This is a genomic window from Amycolatopsis sp. NPDC057786 (genome assembly GCF_042797905.1).
Classification (GTDB): Bacteria; Actinomycetota; Actinomycetes; order Mycobacteriales; family Pseudonocardiaceae; genus Amycolatopsis.
Window position 1 is genome coordinate 57,962 of the sequence record NZ_JBHVKW010000013.1, and the last position, 26,831, is coordinate 84,792.

32 protein-coding genes are annotated in these 26,831 nt (G+C 70.4%); 28 read left to right on the forward strand and 4 right to left on the reverse strand.

The annotated features are described in order from the left end of the window. The first annotated feature begins 279 nt into the window (after window positions 1-279). Genes ACFVM3_RS11115 through ACFVM3_RS11155 form a run of 9 tightly spaced genes read left to right on the forward strand, consistent with a single transcriptional unit; the run spans window position 280 to window position 7,249 of the window. On the forward strand, window positions 280-990 hold the full coding sequence (locus ACFVM3_RS11115; protein ID WP_378437707.1) for an SAF domain-containing protein: 711 nt from the start codon (window positions 280-282) through the stop codon (window positions 988-990). Beyond that, window positions 990-1,916 carry a carbon monoxide dehydrogenase maturation protein gene (locus ACFVM3_RS11120; RefSeq protein ID WP_378437709.1) on the forward strand — a complete coding sequence of 309 codons (927 nt, stop codon included), beginning with the start codon at window positions 990-992 and terminating at the stop codon, window positions 1,914-1,916. Before ACFVM3_RS11115 ends, ACFVM3_RS11120 begins: the two co-directional genes overlap by 1 nt. Beyond that, window positions 1,913-3,289 (forward strand): CpaF family protein, encoded by a 1,377-nt coding sequence (locus tag ACFVM3_RS11125; RefSeq protein ID WP_378437711.1) that lies wholly within the window; start codon window positions 1,913-1,915, stop codon window positions 3,287-3,289. The genes ACFVM3_RS11120 and ACFVM3_RS11125 overlap by 4 nt, the downstream gene beginning before the upstream one ends. Next, window positions 3,286-4,200: a type II secretion system F family protein gene (locus ACFVM3_RS11130; RefSeq protein ID WP_378437713.1), complete on the forward strand. Its 915-nt coding sequence runs from the start codon at window positions 3,286-3,288 to the stop codon at window positions 4,198-4,200. The genes ACFVM3_RS11125 and ACFVM3_RS11130 overlap by 4 nt, the downstream gene beginning before the upstream one ends. Beyond that, entirely contained in the window at window positions 4,197-5,090 is an 894-nt protein-coding gene (locus tag ACFVM3_RS11135) for a type II secretion system F family protein (protein ID WP_378437715.1), read from the forward strand. The genes ACFVM3_RS11130 and ACFVM3_RS11135 overlap by 4 nt, the downstream gene beginning before the upstream one ends. A gap of 51 nt (window positions 5,091-5,141) precedes the next feature. Continuing rightward, a complete protein-coding gene (locus ACFVM3_RS11140; RefSeq protein ID WP_038520631.1) occupies window positions 5,142-5,339 on the forward strand; it encodes a hypothetical protein in 198 nt (65 codons plus the stop codon). Between the two features lie 2 nt (window positions 5,340-5,341). After that, complete coding sequence (locus ACFVM3_RS11145) at window positions 5,342-5,794, forward strand: TadE/TadG family type IV pilus assembly protein (RefSeq protein ID WP_378437717.1); 453 nt, start codon at window positions 5,342-5,344, stop codon at window positions 5,792-5,794. A 52-nt stretch (window positions 5,795-5,846) separates the two neighbouring features. Then, complete coding sequence (locus ACFVM3_RS11150; protein WP_378437721.1) at window positions 5,847-6,782, forward strand: hypothetical protein; 936 nt, start codon at window positions 5,847-5,849, stop codon at window positions 6,780-6,782. 20 nt (window positions 6,783-6,802) lie between these two features. Beyond that, the gene (locus tag ACFVM3_RS11155) at window positions 6,803-7,249 is read left to right on the forward strand and encodes a TadE/TadG family type IV pilus assembly protein (protein WP_378437723.1); all 447 of its coding nucleotides are present in this window, start codon (window positions 6,803-6,805) and stop codon (window positions 7,247-7,249) included. A gap of 5 nt (window positions 7,250-7,254) precedes the next feature. Here ACFVM3_RS11155 and ACFVM3_RS11160 read toward each other — a convergent pair whose 3' ends face one another. Beyond that, a complete protein-coding gene (locus ACFVM3_RS11160) occupies window positions 7,255-7,779 on the reverse strand; it encodes a hypothetical protein (protein WP_378437725.1) in 525 nt (174 codons plus the stop codon). 90 nt (window positions 7,780-7,869) lie between these two features. On the opposite strand from ACFVM3_RS11160, the gene ACFVM3_RS11165 reads away from it, so the two are divergent. The 19 genes from ACFVM3_RS11165 to ACFVM3_RS11255 all read left to right on the forward strand — a co-directional run bounded on the left by ACFVM3_RS11165 (window position 7,870) and on the right by ACFVM3_RS11255 (window position 23,587). Next, on the forward strand, window positions 7,870-8,259 hold the full coding sequence (locus ACFVM3_RS11165; protein ID WP_378437726.1) for a hypothetical protein: 390 nt from the start codon (window positions 7,870-7,872) through the stop codon (window positions 8,257-8,259). A 32-nt stretch (window positions 8,260-8,291) separates the two neighbouring features. Continuing rightward, window positions 8,292-8,711 (forward strand): hypothetical protein, encoded by a 420-nt coding sequence (locus ACFVM3_RS11170; protein ID WP_378437728.1) that lies wholly within the window; start codon window positions 8,292-8,294, stop codon window positions 8,709-8,711. Further along, window positions 8,711-11,629: a BTAD domain-containing putative transcriptional regulator gene (locus ACFVM3_RS11175; protein ID WP_378437729.1), complete on the forward strand. Its 2,919-nt coding sequence runs from the start codon at window positions 8,711-8,713 to the stop codon at window positions 11,627-11,629. Before ACFVM3_RS11170 ends, ACFVM3_RS11175 begins: the two co-directional genes overlap by 1 nt. A gap of 940 nt (window positions 11,630-12,569) precedes the next feature. Further along, entirely contained in the window at window positions 12,570-12,734 is a 165-nt protein-coding gene (locus ACFVM3_RS11180; RefSeq protein WP_378437731.1) for a hypothetical protein, read from the forward strand. Between the two features lie 30 nt (window positions 12,735-12,764). Continuing rightward, on the forward strand, window positions 12,765-13,061 hold the full coding sequence (locus tag ACFVM3_RS11185; protein WP_378437732.1) for a hypothetical protein: 297 nt from the start codon (window positions 12,765-12,767) through the stop codon (window positions 13,059-13,061). Window positions 13,062-13,107: 46 nt separating this feature from the next. After that, window positions 13,108-13,434 carry a hypothetical protein gene (locus tag ACFVM3_RS11190; protein ID WP_378437734.1) on the forward strand — a complete coding sequence of 109 codons (327 nt, stop codon included), beginning with the start codon at window positions 13,108-13,110 and terminating at the stop codon, window positions 13,432-13,434. Between the two features lie 75 nt (window positions 13,435-13,509). After that, complete coding sequence (locus ACFVM3_RS11195) at window positions 13,510-14,709, forward strand: AAA family ATPase (protein ID WP_378437736.1); 1,200 nt, start codon at window positions 13,510-13,512, stop codon at window positions 14,707-14,709. 52 nt (window positions 14,710-14,761) lie between these two features. After that, window positions 14,762-16,519: a VWA domain-containing protein gene (locus tag ACFVM3_RS11200; RefSeq protein WP_378437737.1), complete on the forward strand. Its 1,758-nt coding sequence runs from the start codon at window positions 14,762-14,764 to the stop codon at window positions 16,517-16,519. Between the two features lie 92 nt (window positions 16,520-16,611). After that, on the forward strand, window positions 16,612-16,842 hold the full coding sequence (locus tag ACFVM3_RS11205) for a hypothetical protein (RefSeq protein ID WP_378437739.1): 231 nt from the start codon (window positions 16,612-16,614) through the stop codon (window positions 16,840-16,842). Then, window positions 16,842-17,393, forward strand: a complete 552-nt coding sequence (locus tag ACFVM3_RS11210; protein ID WP_378437740.1) for a hypothetical protein — start codon at window positions 16,842-16,844, stop codon at window positions 17,391-17,393. The genes ACFVM3_RS11205 and ACFVM3_RS11210 overlap by 1 nt, the downstream gene beginning before the upstream one ends. Then, window positions 17,390-18,001 (forward strand): hypothetical protein, encoded by a 612-nt coding sequence (locus ACFVM3_RS11215; RefSeq protein WP_378437742.1) that lies wholly within the window; start codon window positions 17,390-17,392, stop codon window positions 17,999-18,001. Before ACFVM3_RS11210 ends, ACFVM3_RS11215 begins: the two co-directional genes overlap by 4 nt. Before the next feature lie 26 nt (window positions 18,002-18,027). Next, the gene (locus ACFVM3_RS11220; protein WP_378437744.1) at window positions 18,028-18,945 is read left to right on the forward strand and encodes a hypothetical protein; all 918 of its coding nucleotides are present in this window, start codon (window positions 18,028-18,030) and stop codon (window positions 18,943-18,945) included. 32 nt (window positions 18,946-18,977) lie between these two features. Beyond that, complete coding sequence (locus ACFVM3_RS11225; protein WP_378437746.1) at window positions 18,978-19,448, forward strand: hypothetical protein; 471 nt, start codon at window positions 18,978-18,980, stop codon at window positions 19,446-19,448. A 231-nt stretch (window positions 19,449-19,679) separates the two neighbouring features. Then, window positions 19,680-19,925 (forward strand): hypothetical protein, encoded by a 246-nt coding sequence (locus tag ACFVM3_RS11230; protein ID WP_378437748.1) that lies wholly within the window; start codon window positions 19,680-19,682, stop codon window positions 19,923-19,925. 38 nt (window positions 19,926-19,963) lie between these two features. Further along, window positions 19,964-20,179 (forward strand): hypothetical protein, encoded by a 216-nt coding sequence (locus tag ACFVM3_RS11235; protein WP_378437749.1) that lies wholly within the window; start codon window positions 19,964-19,966, stop codon window positions 20,177-20,179. A gap of 13 nt (window positions 20,180-20,192) precedes the next feature. Then, a complete protein-coding gene (locus ACFVM3_RS11240; protein WP_378437751.1) occupies window positions 20,193-20,681 on the forward strand; it encodes a hypothetical protein in 489 nt (162 codons plus the stop codon). Continuing rightward, window positions 20,678-21,490 (forward strand): hypothetical protein, encoded by an 813-nt coding sequence (locus ACFVM3_RS11245; protein ID WP_378437753.1) that lies wholly within the window; start codon window positions 20,678-20,680, stop codon window positions 21,488-21,490. The genes ACFVM3_RS11240 and ACFVM3_RS11245 overlap by 4 nt, the downstream gene beginning before the upstream one ends. A gap of 38 nt (window positions 21,491-21,528) precedes the next feature. Then, window positions 21,529-21,885 carry a hypothetical protein gene (locus tag ACFVM3_RS11250; RefSeq protein WP_378437754.1) on the forward strand — a complete coding sequence of 119 codons (357 nt, stop codon included), beginning with the start codon at window positions 21,529-21,531 and terminating at the stop codon, window positions 21,883-21,885. A 457-nt stretch (window positions 21,886-22,342) separates the two neighbouring features. Next, on the forward strand, window positions 22,343-23,587 hold the full coding sequence (locus tag ACFVM3_RS11255; RefSeq protein WP_378437756.1) for a DNA/RNA helicase domain-containing protein: 1,245 nt from the start codon (window positions 22,343-22,345) through the stop codon (window positions 23,585-23,587). A gap of 312 nt (window positions 23,588-23,899) precedes the next feature. On the opposite strand, the gene ACFVM3_RS11260 is transcribed toward ACFVM3_RS11255, so the two are convergent. From ACFVM3_RS11260 to ACFVM3_RS11270, 3 genes are all read right to left on the reverse strand, one after another. Then, the gene (locus ACFVM3_RS11260) at window positions 23,900-24,823 is read right to left on the reverse strand and encodes a hypothetical protein (protein ID WP_378437758.1); all 924 of its coding nucleotides are present in this window, start codon (window positions 24,821-24,823) and stop codon (window positions 23,900-23,902) included. A 300-nt stretch (window positions 24,824-25,123) separates the two neighbouring features. Beyond that, window positions 25,124-25,582 carry a hypothetical protein gene (locus ACFVM3_RS11265; RefSeq protein ID WP_378437759.1) on the reverse strand — a complete coding sequence of 153 codons (459 nt, stop codon included), beginning with the start codon at window positions 25,580-25,582 and terminating at the stop codon, window positions 25,124-25,126. A 104-nt stretch (window positions 25,583-25,686) separates the two neighbouring features. Beyond that, window positions 25,687-26,826: a hypothetical protein gene (locus ACFVM3_RS11270; protein WP_378437761.1), complete on the reverse strand. Its 1,140-nt coding sequence runs from the start codon at window positions 26,824-26,826 to the stop codon at window positions 25,687-25,689. Between the last annotated feature and the right edge of the window lie 5 nt (window positions 26,827-26,831).

Genomic DNA, 26,831 nt, shown 5'->3' on the forward strand with positions numbered 1-26,831 from the left:
GGTGCGCCGGGCGAGCGGTTCCCGGCCGTGGCGACGGTGTCGTGGCGGATCACGTGGTCGGGCGCCGGGGCGGCGGGCACGTTCCCGGACATGACCACCAGCGCAGCGGCGTCCTTCCGGGTCGCCGAAGCTCAAGCCTTGGGCACCGGATAACCCGGACGACGTTCCCAACTGAATCAGCAGTTTTTCTGTTTCCTTTTCCTGACCGTGTATTCGCGGCGGCATTTGCTGGCCGGGTGAATACGTGGTGCGGGTGAGCTATGCCTGGAGGAATTTCTCGTGACCAGTACTGACAGTTCCCCGCGCGGCGACAGCGCCGCCGGTGAAGCCCGGCCGGTGTCGTGGCTGGATTCCTCGGGGTCGCCGTCGAAGTCGGCTGCGCGCCGCGGTCGGCGACGCCGGTTGCCGCATCTGGTGGCGGGGATGCTGCTGGTGGTGCTGTGTGTCGGTGGCGCGGTGTGGTGGACGACCAGCACCCAGGACCGGGTTCCGGTGCTGGCGCTGACGAAGCCGGTCCCGCTCGGGCATGTGCTGACGCCCGCAGACCTGCGCAGCATCGACGTGTCCGCCGCGCCGGGCGTACTACTGGTTCCGGCGGATCGGGCGGCGAGCGTGCTGGGGCGGCCGATGGCGACCAGTCTCGGCGCGGGAACGCTGCTGACGCCGGACGCGGTGGGCGCTGCCGCGCTCCCCGCGGTGGGCCGGGCGGTGGTCGCGGTCGTCGTGAAGCCGGGGCAGGCCCCGCCCGAGCTGGCCGCCGGTACCCCAGTGACCGTCGTCGTGACCGCCGCCACCGCGGCAGGAAGCTCGGCCACCGGACAAGCACCGGGAACGTCCTGGCGTGCCACGGTCGTCGGGGTCACCCCGGCAGGCACGGATCAGACCACCGTGGTGTCGCTGGAAATCGACACCACCGGGGCGTCGCAGCTGGCTCAGGTCCCGGCCGGGCAGCTGGCGTTGGTGATGCAACCGGCGGGCGGTGAGCGGTGATGCTGATCGCCTTGTGTTCGGTGAAAGGCTCGCCGGGCGTGACGACCCTGGCTGTCGCGCTGGCCATGACCTGGCCGCATGCCGAGAGCACGCGCCGTCTGGTCGCCGAGGTCGACCCCTCCGGAGGCGATCTGGCGATGCGGTTCGGCCTGCCATCCACCCCAGGGCTGGTGAGCCTCGCCGCCGCGGCACGCCGCACCCGTGATCCCGCGGCGGTGTGGGACCACACCCAGGCCCTGCCCGGCGGCGCCCGCGCCCTGGTGGCCCCGCCAGGTGGCACGCACGCGCGTGCCACGCTGTCGACCCTGGCCACGGCCCCGGACGGGCCGCTGCTGCCCCTCGTGGCCCGTGACGCGGGTGTGGTGGTGTTCGCGGATTGCGGGCGGGTGGATCCCGGATCACCGGCCGAGGCGATCGCGCGCCGCGCCGATGCTCTGGTGCTGGTAACAGGTACTCAGGGCGACGACCTCGCCCACGCCACGGCGCGGCTAGGGGAACTGGCGCGCTGGACGCCACGTCCCGGCTTGCTGCTGACCGGTGATGGCTATCCGACCATGGATGTCGAACGTGAGCTGGGGATACCCGCGATCGGGCGTCTCCCGCACGACCCGGTCACTGCCGCCACGCTGACCGGTCGTCGGCAGCCGCTGGCCCGCCGCCGCGGCACCAACGGTGGCCTTGCCCGCCACGCCGCCGCTCTCGCCCGCACCCTGGCCGAACCCGCCACTCCCATCGCCTCACCACCGGCGACCACGCCGGCCAGCGTCCCGGGTGTACCTGCCCAGCAGGTGCGCCGACCCAGCGGCGTGCTCATCATCCCGCCCGGCCTCGGGCCACAACTTGCGTCCGCGCCGCCGCCGCAAGTGAGGGATCCGCGACACAACGGCCATCAGCCCAGCCCTGCAGGGAAGGAGCCCCGCGCATGACACGGACAGAGCAACCCACCATGCCCGCCGCCGCGACCGGCCCGAGGGATGCTGAGGAGCGGTTACGCGCCCGGCTTCGGCAGGCGCTGACCACGGACCTGCCCGGCCGGGTCGAGACCGTGTCCCGGACGAGCGGCGGTGCGTTGAGCGTGGCGCGGCGTCGCGAGATCGGTCGCGACGTCCTCGACACCGCGGTCGCCGCACACAGTGAGGCCGAACTCCTGGCCGGGCGTGCCCTGGTGGATTCGGCGACGGAGCAGCGGGTCGTCGACCAGGTCTTGGATGAGGTGTTCGGCTTGGGCGGTCTGCAGCCTCTGCTGGCGGATCGCTCGGTGGAGACGATCGCGGTCAATCGCTTCGACCGGGTGTTCGTGCAGTACAACGACGGCCGACGTGCCCAGGTGGCGCCGGTGGCGGCGTCGGACGTGGAATTCACCGACCTGATCCGCACCCTCGCCGCCCGGGCATCGTCGGAGGAGCGCAGGTTCGACCGCGGCAGTCCGGCGCTGAACCTCCAGCTCCCCGGCGGCGAGCGGCTCTTCGCGGTCCTCGGCCTGACGGCGGGCGGGGTAACGGCGTGCACGATCCGCCGGCACGGCTACCTCACCGCCACCCTCCCGCAGCTACGTCGCCGCGGCACCCTCGACATCGGGCTGGAAAGGTTCTTGCGCGCGATGGTGCGGGCGCGGAAGAACGTGTTGATCACCGGCGGCACCGGCGCCGGGAAAACCACGCTTCTGCGGGGCCTGGCGGCGGAGATGGATCCGATGGAGCGGATCGTCACGGTCGAGGACGCCTTCGAACTCGGTCTCGACCGGGATCCCGAGCTGCACGCCGATGTCACCGCCCTGCAGGCCCGCGAACCCAACGTCGAGGGCGAGGGCGCCATCGATCAGGCGGAGCTGGTCCGCTGGGGCCTGCGCATGTCGCCGGACCGGGTCATCGTCGGCGAGATCCGCGGGTCTGAGGTCATTCCGATGTGCAACGCGATGTCCCAGGGCAATGACGGCTCCATGGCCACCCTTCATGCGAGTAGTTCGAAGATCGCGTTCACCCGCCTTGCTTCCTATGCCGCCCAGGGCCCGGAGCGGCTCCCGTTGGAGGCCACTGCGCTGCTCGTCGCGTCTGCGGTGCATTTCGTGGTCCACCTCGACCGTGCCACCGACCGGACGACACGGGTGATCGCCTCGATTCGGGAGGTGATCGACGCCGAGGACGGGGCGGTGATCTCTAACGAGGTCTATCGCCGCGGCCCGGACCGTCGCGCCGTGCCGGTGGCCGGTGCCCTGCGTGCCGACACTCTCGACGACCTCGTCGCCGCCGGCTTCGACCCCGACCTGCTGGCCCGTCCGGAGGGGTGGTGGACGCCATGAGCGTCGACACCACCACCATGATCGCCGCCGCGCTCGGTTTGGGCGCGGGCGTCGGTCTGCTGCTGATCGTGGCCGCCTGGCGCCGGGTCGCGGCGGTGCCGCCACCTTCGCGTCCTCCCGTGTTGCTGCGCGCCGCACGCGAGCAGGCCGGAAGCCAGCGGGTGCTGCTGCGCCTGGCCGTGGCGGTCGGCGTGGGCGCATTGACTGGCGCCGCGACCGGGTGGGTGGTCGGCGCGGTGCTGGCCGCCGCAGGAGCGTGGTTCCTGCCCCGCCTGGTCGGCCCGGACCGCGCCCACGCCAGACGGGTCGCGCGGATCGAGGCGATCGCGTCGTGGACGGAAATGCTGCGCGACGTCCTTTCCGCCGCGGCGGGGCTCGAGCAAGCCATCCTCGCCACCGCCCCGCTCGCGCCCGCGGCCATCCGCGGCGAGGTCACCACCCTCACTGCGAGGCTGGAAAGCGGGCAGCGCCTGGCGCCGGCCCTGCGGGCTCTCGCGCGCGAGCTGGACGACCCGACCGCGGACCTCGTCCTGGCCGCCCTTGTTCTCGCGGCCGAGCACCAGGCCCGCCAGCTCGGCGACCTGCTCGGCTCCCTGGCCACCACCGCCCGCGAGCAGGCCGCGATGCGCATGCGCGTGGAGACCGGCCGCGCCCGGACCCGGACCTCGGTACGGGTCATCGCCGCCACCACCCTCGCCTTCGCCGCAGGGGTCGTGCTGTTCAACCGCGCCTACCTCGACGTCTACAACACCGCCACCGGCCAACTCGTCCTGCTACTCATCGGGGCCCTGTTCGCCGCCGGGTTCGCCTGGCTCGCCCGGATCGCGACCGGCGGACGGCAACCACGGGTGCTCATCCTGGACAGCCCAGCGGCTGTCGGCGCGCGAGACGGCGGAGGTGGGCCCTCATGATCCCGGCACTCGCGTTCGGCGCCGGTGCTGGCACAGGGCTCTGGCTGCTCCTGGCCTGGGCCGTGCCGCCTCGCCCGGCGCTGAGCGACCAGCTCGCCAAGGTCAGTGCCAGGCGGCCGGCCACGCCGATCGTCCTCACCGGCGAGGCCGCGTGGGTGCGCGCCTGGGGCCGCGTTTTCGTGCCCGGCCTGCGGATTCTCGGGCTGCCCGGTACGAAGATCGAGGCCGATCTGCGGGTCGCCGGCCGCGGCGTCGACACCCACTTGGCATCCAAAGCCGTGCTCGCCATGTCCGGGCTGCTGGCGCCGTGGCTCTTGCAAGCCGTGCTGGCAATGGGCGGACTGTCGCTGGGTGTCGAGGTGCCACTGCTGGCCGGGCTCGTGCTCGCCGCGCTCGGCTTCCTGTCCCCGGACCTCGAGGTCCGCGCCAAAGCCACCCGGTCGCGGCGCGAGTTCCGCGACGCACTCTCGGCCTTCCTCGACCTCGTCTGGATCACCCTCGCCGGGGGAGCTGGGGTCGAGGCCGCTCTCGGCGACGCCGCGGCCGTCGGGACCGGCCCGGCGTTCGACAAGATCCGCCGCGCGCTGCACGCCGCCCAGCTGACCCGCACCACCCCCTGGGCCACGCTGCGTCGGCTCGGCGAGGAACTCGACATCACCGAACTCGCCGAACTCGCCGCGTCGATCTCTCTGGCCGGGACCGAAGGTGCTCGCGTCCGCGCGTCTCTGGCGGCGAAAGCCCAAGCACTGCGGACTCACCAGGTCACCGACGCCGAAACCGATGCCCAGGCTGCGACCGAGCGCATGGCACTGCCGGTGACGTTGCTGTTCCTCGGATTCTTGGGATTCATCGCCTATCCCGCTGTCATTCAGGTCCTCAACGGGCTTTAGCCCGCGTGGAGTCGCAGCGAGAAGCCTTGCACGGAAACGAAAGAAGGAGCCATGAAGCAATACGTCCGTACGATATGGACAGTGGTGTCGGTGAGGATCGCCGTGCTGCGAGCCGAACCCGAGCGTGGCGAAATCACCACCACCGTCATCGTCACCGCGCTGATGGCCATCGCCGCGATCGCGATCATCGCGATCATCGTTGCGAAACTGACCGAAAAGGCCAACTCGATCAACCTCGGGATCGGCTGACCATGCCGATCCGAAACCGCTCACCGCGGCGACTGCGCGGCCCGCTGGCTCGCCGGGTCCGGCACGCGCTGTCCGGGGACCGGGGCGAGGTCACCGTCGAGCTGGTCATCGCGACACCTTTGCTGCTGCTGGCTTTGCTGGCGATCATCCAGTTCGCCGTGTGGTCCCACGCGACCCACGTCGCCCAGACCGCCGCCTCACAAGCCCTTGCCGCGGCCCGCGTCCAGCACGGCACCGCCGGCGCGGGACACGCCGCGGGACAGCGGCTGCTCGACGACCTCACCGCCGGCCCACTACGCGAGCCCCAGCTCACCGTGACCCGTGACGCGACCTCGGTGGCGGTGAGTATCCGTGGCGAGGCCGCCACGGTCCTACCCGGTGTGCAACTGCACGTGCACGCCGAAACCGCTGGCGAGGTCGAACGCTTCGTGCCCGACACGGACACCACACCCTGACTTTTCCTTATCCAGAGCCAGATTCTGGTGCGAGACCGACAGGAGTCTCCTAATGGGCAACCTCAGGCATTCGCCGGTGCTCGACGGCGTGTTCCCGGACGGGCCGGACACCGTGCTGCTTCATCCCGCCGTTACCGCACGCCGCTGGCGGCGCCGGCAGATTGCCGCCGCGGTGCGACCGGGAACTGTCCTGAAAGGACTGGTCGGCGCGGCTGTCGTGGGATTCGCGCTGGTGGCGGGAAACGGATTCGCCGGGAAGTTCATTTTCACCGCCGTGGTCCTGATCGTCGCGCTCGCCGGATGGCGTGCTACGTGCGTGGCCCGCGAGGGGCGGGGGCCGCACGGTGACACTCCCGGTACCCGGTTGCGTCGCGGTGAGGGTTGGCGCAGCAGGGACTTCGCCGACCTCGGGGCCGACACCGCGAGGTTGGTGCGGGAATTGCTGGCCGGAGTCGACGAGCTGCACCGCACACCGGCCCGTGCCTGGATCGACCCCGCGCTGCCCGGTGAGGCGCACCGGGTGGTGTGGCAGACCCTGTGCTGTCTCGACCGCAGTCGCGACGCGCGCGCCCTCGCCGAGGAACTCGCCACCGATCCCGACGCTGGCGAGGATTTGGTGGCCGCGGCACGCCAGGCGGTCACCACGATCGACCACGGCCTGGGCGAGGTCGCCCGGCATCTGCATGGCTGCCTGCTGCTGACCCGAGCGTGGGAAGCGAAACTGCGGCGCACCGACCTGACTCACCGCACCGGCAATGTTCTAGCCGCTCTGCCCGGCCACGACCACCTTCGCCGACTGACCCAGGCCGCGGAAGTGCTGCCGCAGAACGTGTTCGCTCACGTCACCGCGGCCCGAGACGTCACCCAGGCCGGGGAATTCCCCTGGGAACGGCCATCCACGGAGTGGCCCCGGCTGACGCTGGTCCCACCTCACCGTGCGACCGCACCGCGTGGAGCCGGCGGCCCGGCAGGGGAGGGCTCGTCGTGACGCGGCGAGAGAGCCGACAGGTGGGAAGGATCCGGGTCTGGTGGTGTGCTGAGCGCGGCTCGGTGACTGCCGAGGCCGTGCTGGTGACGCCGGTGCTGGTCATGCTGCTGGTGTTGCTGGCCGTGGTGGTGCACCGTGGTGTCGACGCCCGGCTGCGGCTCGACGACGCCGCCCACCAGGCCGCTCGCGCCGCCACCCTGCACCGCTCCACCACGGCCGCCGCCACCGCCGCTCGCGACACGGCCGGCACCGCGCTGGCTCAGGCGGGTGTGGTGTGCCGCGAGGTGACCACCACGCTGTCGGGCACGCTGGTTCCCGCCAGCGCGGTGACCGTGCACGTTAGGTGTTCCGTCGACTTTGGACAAGCCACGCTGCTCGGCGTCCCCGGCGAGAAAACCCTGGAATCGTCCGCCAGCGAAGTGGTGGACACCCACCGGTCCCAGGCCCGCCCTGGCGGTGCCCGATGACGTCGTCAGCGCGTGAGTGGAAGCCCCGGCACGAGAGCGCGCAGCTGGGCGCCGGTCAGCGTCCGGTGCTCGAGCAGCGCCTCGGCGATACGGCTGATGTCCGTCCAGTGCCGGTCGACGAGGTCCTGCGCGATCTCGGCCCACAGATCGGGCTGATCGTCGGCGAGTCCGTACGCGCGGCGGGCTTCGACAATCAGGGCGAGGTCGTCGTGCCCGCCGTGCAGGTAGGCGCCGAGACGAACATCCGCCGCGGTCACGCCCTCATGCAGCCGTTCAGCCGCGCTCGTCACCTCGAGGACATGACGAGCCTGCGCGAGCGGCCCGGCGTGCGCGACGACCGCCACCGACGACATATCGACGCGGCGCGGCCGGACAGCGGTGAAACCCACGCGCCCGATGCCACGGGGCCGCAGCGTCACGTAGCGCAGCGACCGGCCCTGCAGCAGATAGACGACCACGTGCCCAGCCTCATGCCACGCGGTCACACGATCCTCGCCCAGGTCGGGTGGTTCCGTCTCGGGCGCGGTCACGCCGCCCATTCTGCTCACCCAGCAGGCACGCCGGGCAGCGGCACGTCCGTGTACCGCTTGCGCTGGTGGTGGCGGGCGGAGGAAGGCCGGGTGACCGCGTTCGTGCTCGCCCTTCTGCTTGGGCTGCTCGCCCTGACCGGGCTGAGCCTGGACGGCGGCCTCGCCCTGGCGGCCAAGGTCCGCGCCGGCGGACAGGCCGAGTCCGCCGCCCGCGCTGGCGCCCAGGCGCTCGACCTCGCCGCGTATCGCGCCAACGGGGTTGTCCGCATCGATCCGGCACGGGCACGCGACCTCGCGCAGCGATACCTGGCCAGCGTCGGCGCCACCGGCACCGTCACGGCCACCGGGGACACGGTGACCGTCGAGGTCACCGCCGTCTACCAGACCCAGCTGCTGTCGCTGGCCGGGATCGACGACATCCACACCCACGGACGGGGCGCCGCCCATCCGCAGCGCGGGGTCACCGGCATCGAGCCCTGAGCCGCTGGCAGTACTGGAGGGAGAACACCGGCATGGTCACCACCAACGACGAGATCACCCGACGCCTCGAGGAACGAGATTCCGCGCGCAGCGCACGCCGCGCCCAGGCGGCCGGCACCGTGGGCGAGCTGGCCCGCCGGCACGCCGACCTGGCCGAGCGGCTCGCCGATCTTGAACGCGAGCTCGGCGAGGTCCTCACCGCGGCCGGCGACGTCATCGACGTGCCCGAGCTCGCCGAGGTCACCGACGTCCCCGCCGCCGACCTCACCCGCTGGCGCGACCAGGTGACCAAGCCCGCCCGCGGCGGCAAACGCAAACGCCCCGGCACCGCGACGAAGAGCCGTGTCCCAGGCACCCCCGCGGCTACCGAAACCCGCACCGCCCAGCCCGCCGCACCTGCACAGGACGCTGTCCGCCGCGGCAGCGCAGCGGCCGGCGCTGCGAGTAGCTGATGTTCGGCCGTGCGCCGCTCACGCGCACCGCACGGCTGCTGGGCCGGGCGGTGCGCGGGCTGCTCGCCGCAGTCGTGCTGGCCGCGTTAGTGGCCGGGGTTCCGTGGGCGCTGATCCACGGCGTGGGCTGGCCGTTGCCGGATCACCTGCCTAGCCTGGACGAGATCGGCACGGCGCTGATGACACACATGTCGGCACGGTTCCTGCTCGACGCCCTCGCCTGCCTGGCCTGGCTGGCGTGGCTCGTGTTCGTCCTCGACCTCGCCGCGTGCGCGGCCGACGTCGCCCGCGGCGGGCTACCGGACCTGAAACGGCAGACAGGCCCGGTGCGGCGGGTCGCGGCCATGCTTATCGGCGCCCTGCTCGTGGCCGTGCTTGGCCGCACGGCCACCGCCGCGCCCCTCAACCCCGCCGACATGCACCCCGCCGGTCACGTTGAGGTGGCCGTCACCGCTCCCATCTCCGCGACACCGGTCGTCCCTGAGCAGCCTCCGGTCCAGCCCGGGACCGAGCGGGTCCGGCCACCGGAGAACGGGGTGCACGACTCGCTGTGGAGGATCGCGCAGCGCTGCCTGGGCGAGGGTGATCGCTGGCCGGAGCTCTGGTCCCTCAACCGCGGCAGCGTCCAGCCCGGAGGACGGATCCTCGCCAATCCGAACCTGATCCACCCCGGCGACACCCTCCACCTTCCCGCCACCAGCCGGCCACCTGACCCGCCGACGCCGCCCCAACCGGAGCCGCCCGCCCCCTCGTCGTCCGCACCCGAATCAGCACCACCGGAACCGAGCACGACCACGCAACCCTCCTCACAAACTCCTCCGGTCACGACGTCCCGCCCGACGCCAACGGCCGTCCCTGCCGCGGATGGACCAGCCGGGGGCGCGGTGAGCTGGGGGAGCGGTGAGGTGTTCGTCAGCCTGGGCCTGGCCGCGGCGGTCAGTGCCCTGCTCGTGCTCGCGCGACGGCGGCGCCACGCGCGCTACCGGCCCGGCAGCGGCCGACGCGACGACGACCTGCCGGTTGCCCCGGTGGTGTATCAGCTGCGGCTGGCCCATCTGAGCGCCCGGCACCGCGACGAAGACCACGATCTGAACGCCGACACCGACACCGCGATCGGCGACCTGGCCGGTCGTGAGCATGGTCGTGAACCTGGTGGCGGAGACCTGGCACCGCGGTCGACCACCGCACCAGAAGGAGCTGGTGACGCGGGTCGGCTGAGGGTGCTCGCGCCTCGTGTCCGCCGCGTGATCGGCGCCCCCGGGACCGGCGTCGGACCGGCGACGCCGCCGTCCGTGGTCGACATCGCGCTCGACGCCACGCCCCCTGACCTCGACGGCAAGGCCGCCGCAGCAGGCGAGCGGACCCAGGTCGCCCTCGACCTGGCCCGTGTCCACGGGCTCGGCCTGGTCGGACCAGGCGGTTACGCCGCGGCCCGCGCCCTGCTGCTCACCCTCCTGGCCACCTGCTTCGAGAACGCACCCACGCTCAGGGTTTACGTGCCCGGCGCAGACGTGGCCCGCTTGCTCGGTGTGCCAGGAGCGGCCACCGACCTGCCCACATCGATCACAGTGGTGGACGACCTGGACACCGCCCTGACCGCCTTCGACGCCGCGGCGCCGCCGCGGCGCGCTGTCGTGATCGCAACCCCACCCGGTGACCCTGGGCAGCAGCTGCGGCTGCAGCACCTGCTCGACAACAACGGCCAGCACGGGATCACCGCGCTGCTGCTGGGCCAATGGCGCGCCGGCGTGACCGCCTACGTCACCGCCGGCGGAGTCATTTCGGCCACCGATCCCGGACTCGGCGAACCCCTGCGAGGAACCCGCGCCTTCACCCTGCCCGAGACCGCGACCCGAGACCTCCTGGCCTTCCTCCGCACCACCGCACCCCACAGCAGCGGCACCACCGACGCGGCTGCGCCCCGTGACAACCCCACACCTGGGAAGACAGTGACACCACCGGGCACGACGCCCCGGGCCGCGCCGCAGAACGCCGCAGGCGACCCGCGACGACTGGAGATCACTGCAGGACCGCCCGCGCCGGATTCACCCCCGGCCAGCGAACCGGGCGAGGAAACACGCCCACATGTGGCCGGCAGGAATCCGAGCCCACCGGCGCCGCTCGCGCTGACAGTGTTCGGTGCCCCTGCCCTGCACTGGCGCTCCGACCCTCGCAAGGCAGAGGGGGAGCTGCGCGACGTGTCCGGCGCGCTGAGCAACCGCCCGCTCGAACTGCTGGTCTTCCTCGCGGTACATCCCGGAGGGGTGTCCCGGGATGCGATCGTCGACGCTCTTTGGCCGAACGACCCGCCCCGCAACCCCGCCAGCGTGCTGCGCACCGTTCTGTCCCGCATCCGCCGCGCCCTCGACACCGCCACCCGCGGCACCGCCGGCGACCTGGTCCTGGCCGAGCACGGCCAGTACCGGCTCGACCCCGCCGTGGTGGAGGTCGACTACTGGTCCTTCGCCGACGCGGTGACCCGCCGACGCACCGCCGCGGCTGAGCGACGCACCGACGCCTATGAGGCGATCGTGGCGCACTACGGCGGCGCCCTGGCCGACGGCCTGGACTCCGACTGGCTCATCGCCGCCCGGGAAGCGACCCGGCGCGACGCGCTCGACGCCGTGGCCGCGCTCGCCCGCGTCCGCGTTGAGGCCGACCCCGACTACACCTTGGATCTGCTGGAAACCGCGCGGGCGTTCGATCCGCACAACGAACTGATCTACCGCGACATCATGCGCCTGCAGCACGCACTCGGCCGGCACGACGCGATCTCCCGCACCTTGGACCTCCTGCGAACCCGCCTCGCTGAAATCGACACGACGCCCACCGCGGACACCGCCGACCTCGCCGAGCGGTTACGCGCCCGCGACACCGGGATACCGGTCGGGGACTTCTCCCGATCCACGGCGCCATGAATGAACACGCCACCGGTTCGCGAACACGCCTTGCCCATTCGGGATCGAGGCGCGTTTCCCGTGCGGTAAAGGTATTTATGCGGAACAGTGAAATACCTCGATTTCCCGCCGCGATTTCGCCCGCGCCGATGCTAGCGTCGACCGTGGCGGCACAACCATCGAGGCCAAAGAAAAAGAACTTCGTGGGCGCACAATCGCATTCCCCTGCACCTCTGACATCGACTCTCGTCGAGTGTTATCGGCGACTCTCGCGCGCCACAAAAACACTCCGGCGCCACCGTGGCGACCCGCATACCCGGCGCGCGGACATCACCTTGAACACCAGGCCCGAGCCGACGGCGCGGTCACTCAGTGCCGTCCCCGCCGCCTCCGGCTATGCGGAGCGTGACTGCCAACCGTGGGACCGCCGACCCGGCCAATCAGCCTCGTCCTCCGGTATCCGCTTAAGGCGGATCCCCCCGTGTCAGCCGTTCCCGCAGGTCACGCCCACTGAAGGGGGATCCACCGGTATCCCAGACTCGCTTGACACCAAGCAGGTGAACACATCAGGCCCGGCGGCGATGTCACGCGGCTTCCTCATCGTTTCACCAGTGCTCACCCTTGCACCTCACTCACCTGCGCCCTTTCTTCCGTTCTCTTTCTCTCTTTTATTAAAACAAACTGCATTTATCCGCGGTTTCGGCTGTGGCCGGCCGCTCCCTTCTTGGGCAATCTGCAATCGCCTGACCTGGGCAAACATGTCCGTGAAATCGCGCGCATTCACGCGAAAATATAGGCAAAATTCCCTGAAATTGACCCCGAAAACTATTGCGCGGCGCCCGGGGTCGAGTTACGTTTGTTGTGTCACCGGGAAAACCGGAAATCATCACAAACCACCGCACCGGGCGCGAATGGTCTCCCGGAAAGCGGAAACCCGGCAAACACGTGATTGGGGATTGCTATGTGCTACGCCGACACCACCGACAACCCGGACGGCACCGCCGCCGCGCACTGCTATTGCGGTTGGTCCAACACCTACCCCGACCACGACACCGCCGACGCGGCCGCCGAATCCCACACCCGGGACGCCGAAGCGGCGGAAGCCGAATTCGCCGCCACCCACTGACCGCGCCCACCGCGAAAGGGGCCGAACACCATGAACCACAACCCCGCCACGCCGCACCCGGACGTGCCGACCATGCGCGCGGCCACCGTCGCCACGATCACCGCCCACGACTGCGAACGCTGGGTGTGCGTGTGCGGGAACACGCCACACAGTAGCGGTTTTTGCATGATCGACAGCAACGGCGATGACGCCGCCCACGCCCCCGAACGGTGGGTCGAACCCTTGTACAAGTGCGACGGATGCGGGCACGTGATCGACGCCGCGACCTACGACGACACCACCCACACCGTCGCCGTCGTCGGCCGACTTCCCCACCGCGCCCACTGATCACTCGACCGCGAAACCGCGACACCGCAACGAAAGGGGCAACACCATGAACCACGACGACAACCAGCCGGAACGCGTGGTGTACGTGGTCGACCCGACCATGAGCCGCGACGTGCAACCCGAAGTGGTGACCCGCACCAACACCGAAAACGATTGCACCGTCACGGGTGTGTTGATCGACCCCGCCGACCGTCAACAACTGTTGTACGGCACCGTGACCGGTCCCGACGGGCGTTTCATCGGTAGCTACTTTCCCGCCGACATCGTGCGGCAATCGGAATGGCGGGTGGTGACCGCCGACGGCACCGAATACCCCGCCCCCAGCGAAGGTCACGCCGTGCTCGCGCTCATCACCACGTTGCGCCGCGCGTAATCACCCGCGCCACCCCACCCGGTCCCCGCCGCGCTATGACCGCCGAAACCCATGCTGTGAAGGGAAACCAGCACGATGACCACGAACGCCTCGACTCCGGCCACGGGCACCGCGCCCGCCGCCCCGGGCGCGGCACACCGGTTGCCCAACGGTGAACTCCGTCGCATGGTGGCCGAACTGCTCACCCAGCAACCCGCCAACGCCGGACTGACGGCGGGCGCCGCCGCCCGGCTCCTGAACCGGTCATCCGGCGCGGTGGGCAATGCCCTGGAAACCCTGGCCACGCGCGGGGAAGCGGACTACATGGGGCAGCCGTCCCGCGCCTACCGCGCCAACGCCAACACCCCCGCCGCCGCCGCGACCGCCGTGATCAGCACCCGCACCACCGACCCCGCGACAAGCGACGCCACCACGCCGCCCGCGCCCGTCACACCGAAACGCGCCCCCGGGCCGAAAAAGGCGACCGCGCCCGCGCTGGTGACCGCACCGGTACGGCGCCCGAACGGGCAGCTTTACCACCCGCGCAAGCTGGCGGGGAGTTCGGATGTGACGGTGTTGCGTCGGTTGCGGCAGAACCAGATTCCCTCGCTGCTGTATGGGCCCCCGGGGACGGGCAAGACGTCGTTGGTCGAGGCCGCGTTCGGTGACGCGGTGACCCTTCCGGGTGACAGTGACACCACGGTGGACGACATCGTGGGCGGGTACGTGCCCACCCCGGGCGGAAGTTACGCGTTCGCGCACGGGCCGCTGGTGACCGCGATGCGTGAAGGGCGCGCGTTCTTCATCGACGACTTCACCCTCATCCCGGCGCCCGTGCTCGCAGTGGTGTACCCCGTCATGGACGGGCGCGGGCACATCAAGATCAAGGCCAACGACTGGGAGCGTGTCGACGCCGCACCCGGGTTCTACGTGGTGGGTGGGCACAACCCCGGGGTGCACGGCGCGGTACTGAGCCCCGCGCTGGCGTCGCGGTTCCGGGTCAAGATCGAGGTGACCACCGACTACGACCTCGCCGCGCGGATCGGGGTCGACCCGAAAGTGGTGCGGGTCGCGAAAAATCTCGCCGGACGGCAGAAGAAGGGCGAGATCGGGTGGGCGCCCCAGATGCGCGAACTCCTCGCCGCGAAAGACACCGCTGCCGCGCTGGACCCGATGACCGCCGCCGGGAACCTGATCGCCGCCGCGCCGGAAGAAGACCAGGACATCGTCGCCGACGTGGTCCGCAACACCTTCGGCGCCCACGTCGCCCCGCTCACAGTCGGCGAACAGTTTTAGCCGCGTCCCCAACGGTTTCTGCCGCCCGTGACAGTCCGGAAAGGACACAACGATGACCGCGCACATCGCCGCACCCGCCGCCACGCCGACCGCCGTGTTCCCGTCCGCCCCGGGATGGCTGACCCTGTCGGCCCGGTTCGGGGACGAGGTCCCCGCCATCGCCGACCGCGACGACCTCGTGGTCACCGTCGCCCCCGGTGCGGGACACGACGCCCCAGCGTGTTTCTTCCCCGACCTCGCCGCCATCGAAGTCGACGGAATCCACCTCCCCAGCGGGGTCGACCCCGCCACCGTCGAACCGCACCGGGTCGGGGACCGCAAGCGCTACCGCACAGCATGGGGGCTGCTGACCCACGAATCCGCCCACGCGAAACACTCGGTATGGCGTGAACCTCCCGGGGCGCCACCGGGCGCGGCGGCGGCCGCGATCCTGTTGGAAGAGTCCCGGATCGAGGCCGCACAGTTGCGGCGCCGCCCGCAGGACCGGTACTGGCTGCGTGGCAGCGCGACGAAGCTCATCCTCGCCGACACCCGCGCCCACGACCCGGCCGCCGCACCGACCATGACGAAACAGGATGCCGCGCAGTCCGCCGCGCTGCTGCTGGCACGTGTGGACGGCGGTGTCCTCAACGGTCGGGAAGTCGCCCGGGCCGAACGGGTCGTGCGCGGCATTCTCGGCGACGACACCCTCGCCCAGTTGCGGGCTATCTGGCGTACGGCGCACCGTGTCGCCGACGACAACGCCACCGCCATGATCGAACTCGGGCGCCGCTGGTGCGAAGCCCTCGGCGACGACCCCGACCAGCCGCCGCCCCAGCGCGGCGCAGCCGACCCGGGCGCGCAGCCCGGTAGCGGGAACGGTACGCCGTCACCATTGGCGCAAGCCATCATCGCCGCCGCCATCGCCATCGTCAACTCGGCCGCCGCCGACCCCGCGCCCACCGACCCCGTCACCGACGCCATGGAGGCCCGTGCCGCCGAGGACGCCGCCCGCGCCAGCGCGGCCAGCGCGGCGAACAAAACCTTCGGGAGCGGGACCAGCCCGAACGCCAACCACATCACGGGCACCCGCCCCCCGACCACGGCCGAACGCACCGCCGCGCGACAGCTGGCCCGCGCGCTGACCACCGCCGGAGTGCGTGACCGCGCCATCACCACGACCACCTCGGCCATCCCACCCGGACGGCTCCGGGTGCGCGGCGCGATGACCGCCGCCGCGCAACGCGCGGCGGGCGCCATCCCCACCGCCGAACCCTTCACTCGCACCACCCGCAAAACCGTGCCCACACCACCATTCCGGCTCGGCATCGCCTGCGACGTCACCGGGTCCATGAAGGCGTACAGGAAACCGGTCGCCTCGGCCGCGTGGATCCTCGCCCACGCCGCCCACCACACCGACGTGCCCGCCACCACCGCGACCGTCACCTTCGGCTCGGGCCGCATCACACCGATCACTCACCCCGGCACCACCCCCGCACGGGTCACCGAATTCACCACCGGTTACGGCGGACACGCCATCGACGACGCCGCCGAGGTCCTCGACGGTGCGCTGGAATTGTCCCGCCCGAACGCCGCCCGCCTCCTGGTGATCATCTCCGACGGCATCTTCGAAAAACAGACCCGTGAACCGGGCCAGCGGCTCCTCGATCGCTTGCGCGCCACCGGGTGCGCGGTCCTGTGGCTGCTACCCGACGACGACCCGCGCAATCAGCCGATGGACGGCGTCACGCTGCACACCCTCACCGACCCCGCCGCCACCGCCCGCGCCATCGGACAAGCCGCCACCGCCGCACTACGAGCCACACGCTAACCACCCACAGACCCCGGGCGGGGCGGACACCCTCCCCCTCATGCCCGCCCCGCCCGGGCCCACAACCACCCGCGAACTGGAGATGACCACCGATGACCGACACCACCATCGCCACCGTCGGCGAGCTGATCGCCGCCCTCGACCACTACGACCCCGCCGCCCCCGTACGGCTCGCGACACAGCCCGCCTACCCCCTGGAAAACCTTCTCGCGCGCGTCGTGTGCACCCAGGATCGCGCCGATCAGCCCGTGGTGTGGCTAGGCGCGAGCGACCAGGTCGGATACGTGCCCGCGCCCGTCACCGACGCGCTGGGGTGGTCGTGATGACCACAGACGAAACACCCAGCAGGACACCTGCCTCGCTGGCCGACCGCGCGATCACCGTCACCCGCCTTCACCGCGCCATCGCGCCGCGCGCGTTCGCCGATCGCCACGGTGTCCGGTCGTCGTGGAATCGCCGCGCGATCACCACAAGCCATATCGCGGCCGCGCTCGGCGTCGGTGCCGACACCGTGCTCGTGCGGGACGACCCGGACCGCCACTACGGCACCGGGGCCACCCTCGCCCCGGGAGATTTGATCGAGGTCACCAACGACGGCCGCCGCTGGTATTTCATCCCCGACCTGTCCGGGTTCGTGATGTGGTCCTGGCTGCTGCTCGGCCCGTGCCCGGACTGCGAGGCACCGCGGGTCCCCATCGCGCGAGTCGCCGGCCTCGCCGACCTCGGCGCCCACCTCGACCCCGAGTCCGAGGAGCGCTTCTGCGACACCGCGCCGTTCGAGTTCCACGGCGACCCCGCCCACCATCCGCACTGTCTCTACTCCGCACACGCGTCGGAACTCCGTGCGGGACACCGAAAGGAGCCCCTGTCATGACAACGACCGCAGTCGAGACGGCTGACAAACCCGCGCGCATCAGCAAAGAAGATCGGGTGGCCCTCGCCGCGATCGGCGTCGCGACCGCGCTACCGGGCAAGTGGACGGTTGGCCGTGGCCGAGCCCGAGACCAGGTCGCGGACGTCGTGTGCTTGGCCACCGGAGTTAGCGTCGGCTTCAAGCCGGTACCAGGACCGGGCGCGTGGCGCTACCGGCTGGTTCCGGGGGACGTGCCGCGAGAACTTGCCGACCCTTGGCTCTGGTACCGCCGAGACCCGCTCCCGTTTGCCACGTTCGCCGTCGGTACTCCGGCCACCGAGGTCGCGACCCACATCCACCAGCGACTGATCCCGGCCTTCCACCAGTGGCTCGACCGCGCCCAGACCGCCCGACGCGAACGCCTCAAAACCCAAGCCCGCCAGTACAAAGCTCGTCGCAAGATCGCCGACCAACTGGAAAGTGCTTTCCTTCAGACACCCGCGCCCGCCCACATCTCCTACATACGGGGCGATCTCGTGAGCATCACGCTGACCATACCGATCGATGACGCGCTCACTCGCATTCCCGCGCTCGCACAGGCACTCCGTGCCGACACCACCACACCATAGACATCGACGGAAACCCAGGAGACGACATGACCGCGATCAACGCCACCCTCACAGGCCTGCGCCCCCGCATTAGTCACAAGGTCTCCCGCGTTGAGGTCTTCCTCGGCACGGGTCCAGGGACCCAGTACGTCGGCTACCTGGAATCCGCATACCCGGACGGGACACCAGATCCCGCGACCGTCGCCTTGCTGCCTGTCGGACGGCGATTCCTGACCGCTGCCACCGAGACCGACTTCTATGCCGCGCTGGACACCCTGGCTGAGGCATGGCCGATGTGCGGTTTCGGGCCAGCGGTGTCCGGGTGCAATCACGACCTCGCGACGTGGAAGACGTGGCGGCGCAGGAACCTCCACGTGGGCGGCGCATACACCTTCGACGGCCGTCGAGTGTTGTACCTGCCCGACGTTGTTCGCGGCATCGACAACGTCGAGAATGACTGGCACAGCATCACTCTTCACAGCGAGAGGCCTCCGGCTTGCCGAGGTACCACGCTTGCCGGGCGCGCTCGCGAGGCCTTCGACCGGGCCCGCCGACAAGACCCGGGTTCTGACGTCGGCTGTGATCCCGCCTACCTCAACCGTGCCGCCCTCCGTCGCGCCTTGGGGCGTGACGTGGCCGAGGAGTTCGGTGTGGCGAGGACGGCGGTGACGGTGACCGATGACCCCGACCGCCAGCACGGCGGGTGGCACTGGTTTCGGGTGACCATCGCCGACGGCGGCACCGAGTACCGGTTGACCTGTTACAACGGCACGGTGGACGACCTGCGTGTCCTCGGGCCGTGCCCGGAGTGCGGCGGCGAGGTGCCGCTGATCGCGGCCAACGACCCTGCCGCGCTGGGCTGCTATCTCGACGCACGGGCCACGGGCACCTCGGTGCCGTGCCCGCCCGGGCTGACCTCCGGCGTTGGCCACACACCTGGATGCCCCGTCCGCGAGGACCTCTGACCCAGCAAGCCCGCCCAGGAGAGGACTTCGTGATGGTTACGCGCACCGACTTCTACCTCGGCACTGGACTGACCGCGCAATGGCTGGGTTCCCTGCAGTTCGCCTGCCACCCCGACAACCTCCTCAAGTTGTCCCACGGCCGCGCCACGCTGACCGCGCAAGGAACGTCGGCCTACCGGACGGCGGTGAAGGACCTGTTGCTGATGTGGGCGGTCGGGGGACTCGGCGCGGCGCACGAACCCCGAAACGGGTGGCCGTGGGACTGGGAGTCCAGCCACTGCAACGACTGGATCATCACCCACTTTGGCGGTGCGGCGCATATGACGGCGGGTGGTGGGGACCGCTGGCACCGCCTGGACCCCGAAGACCCGCGCCCGCCGTTGCAGTGCGGCCCGCCGGACTTCGCGAGATGGCTGCGCGATCCCCGTGCGGCACCAGCGGTCCCACTCCCGGTGCACCGCCTGCCCGATACACCCGCCACCGACTGCACACACCTGGTCTGACGCAAACCCCGCGACCTCATAAATCCAGAAAGGACAGACAACAATGACCACGTTCTTGCCTATTCCTCATGACCTCTACCGTCACGCCGAACCCGACGCGGGCGAGATCCTGCCCGCCCTGGCCGGACGGGATAAACGGTATCGCCCGGTCGAGCGATTCGACCCGAACTGGGGCTACATCCTCACCGGTCGCGCGTCGACTGTCGCGGTGGTGTCTGCGGAGAGCTCGACGTGCCCGAGCGCGCGTGGCCCGAGGTACTGCGCCTGTATTGCCCGGCCGCGTGGCGGATGCTCACCGAGGCGGGGATCTCGTTCGAGCAGTGGAGTAGCGGCCGTTGCGAGGCGGTGCTGTGCAGCCGGGTCGGGGCCACCGCCAACACCGAACTCGGCGGCTACGCCGTGTTCGTGGTGATGGACGTGCCCGCCGTCGTGGCCGAGGTCGTCGGCACGCTGGGCGCGATTCCCACCTTCAGCTGACCAACCATTTCCCCGCACTACAGAAAGATCGACACATCATGCGTGACAGGAAGAAACGTCTCATGTGGACCGTGCTGGCCGTGATGCTGCCCGGGCCGTGGACCCCGGTGATCGTGCTCGTCTACATCCTCGGCCGCGCCACCGAACACGATCAGGACGCCACCCACGACGGCGACGCTCCGCCGTATCCGCCGCCCGATCCGTACGCCTGTGTCCCGGCACCCGTGAGCCCGAAGCCCCATGCGTCACGATAAGGAGGACCTGGCGATGTCGAGCTCCACCGACTTCTACCTCGGGCGGGGCGAGGACGCGGAGTGGATCGGCTCCCTGCACGGGGAGTGCTATCCCGAGAATTTCCTCGCCGTTCCACCTGCGCGGCTGGCGGTAACTGCGACCACCGAGGCCATCTTCCGCGCGGCCGTGGCCGACGCTTTCGATGTGTGGGAGGAGGAACGTCTCGGCCGTGCGTATCGGTGCGAGGGCGGCTGGCCGTGGCCGTGGTATTCCAGCCACAACAGCAGCTGGATCATCACCTTCGACCCCCGCGACGGCGCGGTGTTCGCCACGGTGGGCGGCGGTGTCCGCTGGCACCGTATCGACCCGCGCAACCCGTGGTTTCCCGAGGGCGACGACCCGCTCGGGCCGCCCGATTTGTACGCGTGGCTGCGTGATCCGGCCGCGCCACCGTCGGTGCCGATGCCGCTGATGCGAGAGAAACCCGCCGACATGCCCATCATCGGCGGTGACGCCCGATGAGCAGCACGACGCACGACTTCTACCTCGGGCGCGGCCCGGACGCCGACTGGCTCGGATCCGTTCGCCTCGGCACCCGCAACGGCCGCTGGCTCGACGAGATCACGCGAGCCCGGTCCGCGGGCGGATTCATCACCCTCGTCGCCCTCTTCCTGCGTACCGCCGAGATCCACGAGGCCGGCGAGGTGACGCTCGGAAACCATGCGTGGCCGTGGCCCTGGCCCACCAGCCACGGCACCGACTACGTGTATGCCTTCGACACTGACGCGGTGTGGACCGCGCGACGAGGTGACCGGTGGTCGCTGCGCGCCGACGAGTACATCCCACCCGGACCCGACGAGACACCACTGGCCTTCCCGCACATGCGCGACAGCTGCGGCTACACCGGGATCGACGCCGCCGACACCACCGCCCGCCGCTACGGCCCATTGCTGGGCGACACCTATCAACACGACCTAACCCAGCTCGGACTGCGGATCCTCGCTGATGTCACAGGACCACCCGGCCCGGGCGAACCCGCCGCCCTCACCGAGCTCCGGGCACAGCTACCACCGCACCTGCGCTACGCCGTCACCGCCGACGAGACGGCCGTGGAGCTGGCATTCGAGGTCTTCGGCTACCGCGACGGTGACCCCGCCGCCTCAGCCACCGCACACGCGCTCGCGCAGCTACCGGCCCTCTACGGATGGACCGACGCGTCCGGCGGGCCGCCCCGCTTCGGCATACGGGTCCGCATCGCCGACGACGAGCGCCACACCACGCGCCCGGTGCTGGACGACTCCCGCGCCCGCGCGGTGCTCACCACCTACTGACCCCGCGTTCCAACGATAACCTGAAGGAGAAAGACGCCATGCCACCGAACACCGGCCCCACCGATCCGACCGCCGCCACAAAGGCGGCGGAGCCACGTAGTGCCGCCGAGCACTGCGCCGCCGCCGAGGCCCTCTTCGCCCGGGCTCGCGCGATCTACCCGACGTTGAGCAGCCGCGCCGTAGACCAGGACGAATACCGGCGCTGCCTCGACTGGGCACGCATGCACCTGCGCATCGCCGAGGCCATCACCTCCGGAGCCGGACTGGTCTTCGCGCAGCACCACCTGCTAGCCAACCCCAATGCGCGTCCGCCCTACACGCACGCGGGCGCCGAGACACAGTTGTGGAACGAGCACTTCGAAAGCCAGCACGACCCGACCGGGAGGTCCGCATGACCACCCCGCCCCCGCGTTGGTTACGCCCTCGTGGGCCATTGCAACCGTCCTGCCCAAGTTGCCACACCAAGATCGGCCACATCCACGTCGAGTGGTGTCCCGTGGCGCGCTGTCTGGCCACCGGACTGCAGCGCACAGGTCACGACGAAGCGTGCTCATGCCCGCGAGACACCTGGTCTGGGCGATGGCCCGGCGCGGTCGAATGCTTTGAGTTCGGCTGGACGTACGGGGACGGGCTCCCCGACCTCAACCGCCTGATGGCCACCGCGACCTGGGACCCGGACACTCACCGCTGGATTCGTCCCGGCCACCAGACCTCGGCCGACCCGAACACGACCGTCGAAGCAGAGCCGCGATGACCACACTCTCCACCGCACGTCCAAGCCGCGGGTGTTGGCCGAAGTCCCTGAGACCCTGACGCACGTTCGTCTCACCAGTGAGGAGGACCGAACTCATCATGCCGACCGCAGGATCCCCCTCGCGCCCCGCGGCGCCCACGCTGTTCGACCTCGCGGCCCGCTCACTCACCCACGTCGACGTGTTCGCCCTGTCCGACGATCAGGAAACCGTCCTCGACCACGTGCGACGGTGCCTCGCCGACGAGGACGGCCCGAGGGCCGTCGTGGTGGTCGCCGGCGCCGCGGGCACGGGCAAGAGCGCCCTCGCGCTGACTTTGCTCGGCGAGGCCCTGCGCGCCGGCTATCGGGCACGGCACGCCACCGGCTCGCAGGCGTTCACCACCGCGCTGCGCAAGACCGCCGGACACGGCTCCCGCGTCACCCAGAAGCTCTTCCAGTACTTCGGCACCGCCACCGAGCTCGACGGGCTGGACCTGCTGGTGTGCGACGACGCGCACCAACTGCGGGCCACTTCGAACACCCGCTACACCCCTGTCTCGCGCCGCAGCGACCGTACTCAGGCCGCACAGCTGCTCGAGACCGCCCGTGTCGTGGTGTTCCTCCTCGACGAGGACCAGGCGATCCGTCCCGGGCAAATCGGCACCCGCGACTACCTCGCGACAGCCGCCCGAGCCTGCGGCACCACCGTGCACATCGCCGAGCTGACGAGCCAGCACCGCCATCACAACGTCCGCTACGACAGCTGGGTCCGTCGCCTACTCGGCCTCGACGACCCACTCAGCCCGCCGACCTCCTGGAGCGAGGGCAAGGGCTCCGCGCTGCGGTTCGAGTTGCGGGTGGCCGACAGCCCCGGCGAGCTGGAGCGGTTGCTGCGTCCGAAGACCGAGGTCGGGGCGAGCGCCCGGATCACGGCCGGGTTGTGCTGGCCGTGGAGCGACGCGAGTCCAGGAAATCCGTTGGTCGGGGACATCGTGATCGGCGACTGGCGGCGCCCGTGGAGTGTGAAGGGCCAGCGCTCGGTCAACGGGCTGCCGCCCTCGCCATTGTGGGCGATCGATCCCGCGGGCGCCGGCCAGATCGGCAACGTCTACAGCGCGCAAGGCTTCGAGTACGACTACGGCGGCGTCATCCTCGGCCCCGACCTCCTGTGGCGCGACGACCGGTGGATCACCGACCCCGCCGCCACCCGCGACGGCGCCCTCGACGGCGCGATGGCCGCCGACGTCGACTTATGGGTGCGCCGTACCTACCGCGTTCTGCTCACTCGCGCCACGGCGGGCACCGTGCTCTACTCCACCGACGCCGAAACCTGCGCCCTGCTGCACGCCATCATCGACGCGTAGCCCGACAGGCCCCCGGCCGCTGTCGCCAGTGCATGGGATGCGGCCCATCGACGGTATGGGGCAAGAAAAGAAACAACCACGTTCGTGCCCGTAGGGCGGGGAACGATGCCGCCAGGGGGCGGCCGGAATAGTGCCACTGCCATACCGGACGGGCGCGGCGGAGATTATCGCTGGCCATCGCCCGCTTAACCCGTGGCGTAGGCGATCGCGGCGCTAACGGGGGCTGGACCAGCGCGCCGGAGTTATGAGAAGTCCGCGCGCAGGACCGGTTGCCCAAGGGGCGGTCCTGCGCGCGGACTAGGCGGGCGGGCGTCAGGATTTCAGCGCGGGCTCGGTGGCATCGTCGCTCGTGTTCGGGACGTCGGTCTTGTCCGGGTTGATGGCGAACCGCTTCGGTGCCTCGCAGGTTTTGCGCGCGTACCCGTCGGCGACGAGCTTCTCCAGGGCGTTGTTGACCGCGCCGCCCGAACGGCCGAGGTCTTTGCCGATTTTGGCGGGCCCGAAGTCCTCGCCCGGGTGTTCGGTCAGGTACTCCTCCACCATGGCTCGCAGCCCGCCCTTGGGCAGTCGGTCCTTGTCCGGGCGGGCGGTGTCGGTGGCCGCAGGCGACCCCGTCACAGATCGTTCGGGCTTGGTCGCGCCGTCCGTCGGATCCTCCAGTGCGGTGTCGGGCAAGGGAGTGGTTCCGGCGTCGTCGGCTGCAGTAGTCGGACCGGCATCGTCCTGGGCGGTGTCCGTGGCGGTGGATTTCGGGGCGTCGTCGGCGTCGGATACGGTCTTCGTCGCTTCGCTGCTTTCGGCGGTGTTGCCCGCCGGAGCGTCCGGCTGTGCGTCGTCGGTATTGGGTGCGGTGGTGTCACGGTCCGACGGGGCGAGCGTCCATGTGTCGGGGTTGCGCGGGCCCTCTCCGGCGGTCCGGATAGCGGTGCCGTCGCGTCCCCAGCGGGCCAGGATCTTCGCGGCGGTCGAACGGCCGACTTCGGCGGCCTTCGCCAGTGCGGCGGTCGTGGAGGCGGGATTGGCGGTCAGCGCGGTCAGCACTTTGTCTTCCGTGGTGGGCGTGTTCTGCGTGCCGGGCGCATCGGACACGGCGTGCAGGTGGCGGTCGCTGTCGGTGGTGTCGGGGATCGGGGCGGTGCGGGTGGTGCGGTTCTTGCGGGACATGACGGACTCCATGTGTTGGTATGGAATGGGATGGTCATGCCCCGGCCGGGGCGTTGGCCCGCCGGTGCGCATCCGGTTGTTCGGGCTACATGTCTATGGACGCTTCGTCACCGCGCCATTGTCAAGCGATCCGTCAAACAAGACACGTGTCTCATGTGGACACGTCATGTTTCAGTGTTTGCCCCTATACGAACCGGGCCAGGCGTGGGTGCCGCCGTCGGGTGCTTCGGGCGTTTTGCGATCCGCCCCGGTTGTCACGCAACCGGGGGCGGCACCCTGTGTAGGCGACGGTGTCCGTAGCTAACGACCCATTACGGGGCGCGGCCCGTAATGGCCGCGCCCCGTAATGGGCATGTTGTCGTTTCGGGTAGGTCAGGTCTGGGGCAGCGTGCCCCAGAGCCCGATGCCGCCGACGCCTTCGGCGTAGGCGGTGCCGCTGTTGTGGACGGCTTGGATGACCACGAGGTACCGCAGCTGGTAGGGGCTGCTGACGAACCGGTTGTAGTGGCTGGCGAGTGCGAATGCCGACCGGAAGACGTCCCGCGTCAGGTCCATGGTCGGCGCGTCGGCGGTGCCGTGGTCGCTGTGGGGCAGTCCGGTGATCGTGATGCGGATCTGGTTCTGCGGACCGGATTCATCCGCCGTGACGGCGAACTCCGCGTCGGCGTGGATCATGTCGTCTTCCTGGATCGCGACGAGGTCCTCGCGGATGCGGGCGGCGATGTCCCGGAGCGGCAGCTCGGCGGTGTCGTCGTGAAAATCGCCCACGATCGCCACGGGGGCCGGAGTTGGTTGGGTCACCGGGGTGCCGATGCTTTCTGTGGTGGTCATTATGCGGGTTCCTTTCCCATTGTTTTTCAATCGCCTGCGGGTGCAGGTCGTCTGTTGTGGACAGTCGCGGCCCGCTCGTGTCACTGCGGGTGGCTGTGTCCGGGTTAGCGGCGCAGGACGTGGACGCGTTCGCCGCCGATGAGGGGTTTGTCTTCTGGTCCGGCGAGGTGGTCGGCGATCCAGATGGGGCGATGGTCGTCTCGGCTGCGGTAGTACTGGTTGCGCCAGTGGCCGCGAACGATCCAGCTGTGGTGGTACTCGCGTGTGCCTTGGCCGAAGGCGTCGCTGTGGCGGTCGGCGGGTGTGGTGCGGGCGCGGCGCAGGTCGACCAGCCGGATGCCCTGATTGAGGGCGGGGTCGTAGCGTTCGATGCGGCGGCGGGCGGCGCGGGGCGCGGCTATCCGTTCGGAACGCACGAGGGTCTGGCCCATCAGGAGCCAGGTGGTGAGGATGGTGCGCTGCAGGGCGAGCTGCGCGTCGATCGTGGCGGCGGAGGTGCCTTCGGTCAGTGCGCTGGGCCAGCCCTTCATGTCGGTGAACGTCATGGGGGTGAGGCCGCACCATTGGTAGCCGTGTGGCGGGGAGAAACTCGGCGGGATCGGTGCGCGTTCGGTATTGCTCGTGAATGTGGCCAGGAGGTGTTTGGCGGCTTGGTCGACGGCGTCGTCGTGGCTGGCGGGTTTGTTGTCCAGGGCGGGTAGCGGCGGGTTCAGCGCGGCGGCTTTCCGCATCTGGGACAGGGCGTGGTCGCGGGGTAGCCGGGCGAGCTTGCGGCCCACGTCGACCGCTGTTGGCAGGGGATCGGGGATGGTGCCCCAGGTCTGCACCCACAGGCCGCCACGCCCTGGCCCCCACGACACGAGGGAGACGTCGTTGTGTAGTGCGTTGGCGGTCTGGGTGACGGGTGGGTGTTCGTAGACCATGAGTCCCACGGGGGCGGGCAGGTCTTCGGGGTGGAGGCGGTAGTCGGCCAGCGTGGTCGCGGCGTGGCTGGCGAGGTCGGTCAGGTTGGCGGAGACGTAGAACAGTTCGGCGGCCGGGATCTGGGCGCGGAGTGTGTCCGCGATCGTGGCGCCGACGTCGTCCAGCGGCGGGAACGCGGGCTCTCCCGCCGAGTCCTCGGGCCGGGGGCCGACGAAGAACCGGTACCAGTTGCCCGCGCCGTCCAGGCCGGGGTCCCGGGTCCATTCGGTCATGCGGGCCCGGATCTCGGGGATGTCGTAGGCGGTGACCACCGCTGTCATCGGTG

Bases quoted from the DNA above. Each gene is read 5' to 3' on its own strand.
- ACFVM3_RS11210 (WP_378437740.1), top strand. From the start codon at position 16,842: ATGACCACAGACGAAACACCCAGCAGGACACCTGCCTCGCTGGCCGAC.
- ACFVM3_RS11175 (WP_378437729.1), top strand. From the start codon at position 8,711: ATGTTCGGCCGTGCGCCGCTCACGCGCACCGCACGGCTGCTGGGCCGG.
- ACFVM3_RS11125 (WP_378437711.1), top strand. From the start codon at position 1,913: ATGACACGGACAGAGCAACCCACCATGCCCGCCGCCGCGACCGGCCCG.
- ACFVM3_RS11200 (WP_378437737.1), top strand. From the start codon at position 14,762: ATGACCGCGCACATCGCCGCACCCGCCGCCACGCCGACCGCCGTGTTC.
- ACFVM3_RS11255 (WP_378437756.1), top strand. From the start codon at position 22,343: ATGCCGACCGCAGGATCCCCCTCGCGCCCCGCGGCGCCCACGCTGTTC.
- ACFVM3_RS11170 (WP_378437728.1), top strand. From the start codon at position 8,292: ATGGTCACCACCAACGACGAGATCACCCGACGCCTCGAGGAACGAGAT.
- ACFVM3_RS11150 (WP_378437721.1), top strand. From the start codon at position 5,847: ATGGGCAACCTCAGGCATTCGCCGGTGCTCGACGGCGTGTTCCCGGAC.
- ACFVM3_RS11185 (WP_378437732.1), top strand. From the start codon at position 12,765: ATGAACCACAACCCCGCCACGCCGCACCCGGACGTGCCGACCATGCGC.
- ACFVM3_RS11145 (WP_378437717.1), top strand. From the start codon at position 5,342: ATGCCGATCCGAAACCGCTCACCGCGGCGACTGCGCGGCCCGCTGGCT.
- ACFVM3_RS11220 (WP_378437744.1), top strand. From the start codon at position 18,028: ATGACCGCGATCAACGCCACCCTCACAGGCCTGCGCCCCCGCATTAGT.
- ACFVM3_RS11140 (WP_038520631.1), top strand. From the start codon at position 5,142: ATGAAGCAATACGTCCGTACGATATGGACAGTGGTGTCGGTGAGGATC.
- ACFVM3_RS11195 (WP_378437736.1), top strand. From the start codon at position 13,510: ATGACCACGAACGCCTCGACTCCGGCCACGGGCACCGCGCCCGCCGCC.
- ACFVM3_RS11180 (WP_378437731.1), top strand. From the start codon at position 12,570: ATGTGCTACGCCGACACCACCGACAACCCGGACGGCACCGCCGCCGCG.
- ACFVM3_RS11270 (WP_378437761.1), bottom strand. From the start codon at position 26,826: ATGACAGCGGTGGTCACCGCCTACGACATCCCCGAGATCCGGGCCCGC.
- ACFVM3_RS11235 (WP_378437749.1), top strand. From the start codon at position 19,964: ATGCGTGACAGGAAGAAACGTCTCATGTGGACCGTGCTGGCCGTGATG.
- ACFVM3_RS11135 (WP_378437715.1), top strand. From the start codon at position 4,197: ATGATCCCGGCACTCGCGTTCGGCGCCGGTGCTGGCACAGGGCTCTGG.
- ACFVM3_RS11205 (WP_378437739.1), top strand. From the start codon at position 16,612: ATGACCGACACCACCATCGCCACCGTCGGCGAGCTGATCGCCGCCCTC.
- ACFVM3_RS11260 (WP_378437758.1), bottom strand. From the start codon at position 24,823: ATGCGCACCGGCGGGCCAACGCCCCGGCCGGGGCATGACCATCCCATT.
- ACFVM3_RS11245 (WP_378437753.1), top strand. From the start codon at position 20,678: ATGAGCAGCACGACGCACGACTTCTACCTCGGGCGCGGCCCGGACGCC.
- ACFVM3_RS11225 (WP_378437746.1), top strand. From the start codon at position 18,978: ATGGTTACGCGCACCGACTTCTACCTCGGCACTGGACTGACCGCGCAA.
- ACFVM3_RS11120 (WP_378437709.1), top strand. From the start codon at position 990: ATGCTGATCGCCTTGTGTTCGGTGAAAGGCTCGCCGGGCGTGACGACC.
- ACFVM3_RS11250 (WP_378437754.1), top strand. From the start codon at position 21,529: ATGCCACCGAACACCGGCCCCACCGATCCGACCGCCGCCACAAAGGCG.
- ACFVM3_RS11130 (WP_378437713.1), top strand. From the start codon at position 3,286: ATGAGCGTCGACACCACCACCATGATCGCCGCCGCGCTCGGTTTGGGC.
- ACFVM3_RS11265 (WP_378437759.1), bottom strand. From the start codon at position 25,582: ATGACCACCACAGAAAGCATCGGCACCCCGGTGACCCAACCAACTCCG.
- ACFVM3_RS11190 (WP_378437734.1), top strand. From the start codon at position 13,108: ATGAACCACGACGACAACCAGCCGGAACGCGTGGTGTACGTGGTCGAC.
- ACFVM3_RS11240 (WP_378437751.1), top strand. From the start codon at position 20,193: ATGTCGAGCTCCACCGACTTCTACCTCGGGCGGGGCGAGGACGCGGAG.
- ACFVM3_RS11215 (WP_378437742.1), top strand. From the start codon at position 17,390: ATGACAACGACCGCAGTCGAGACGGCTGACAAACCCGCGCGCATCAGC.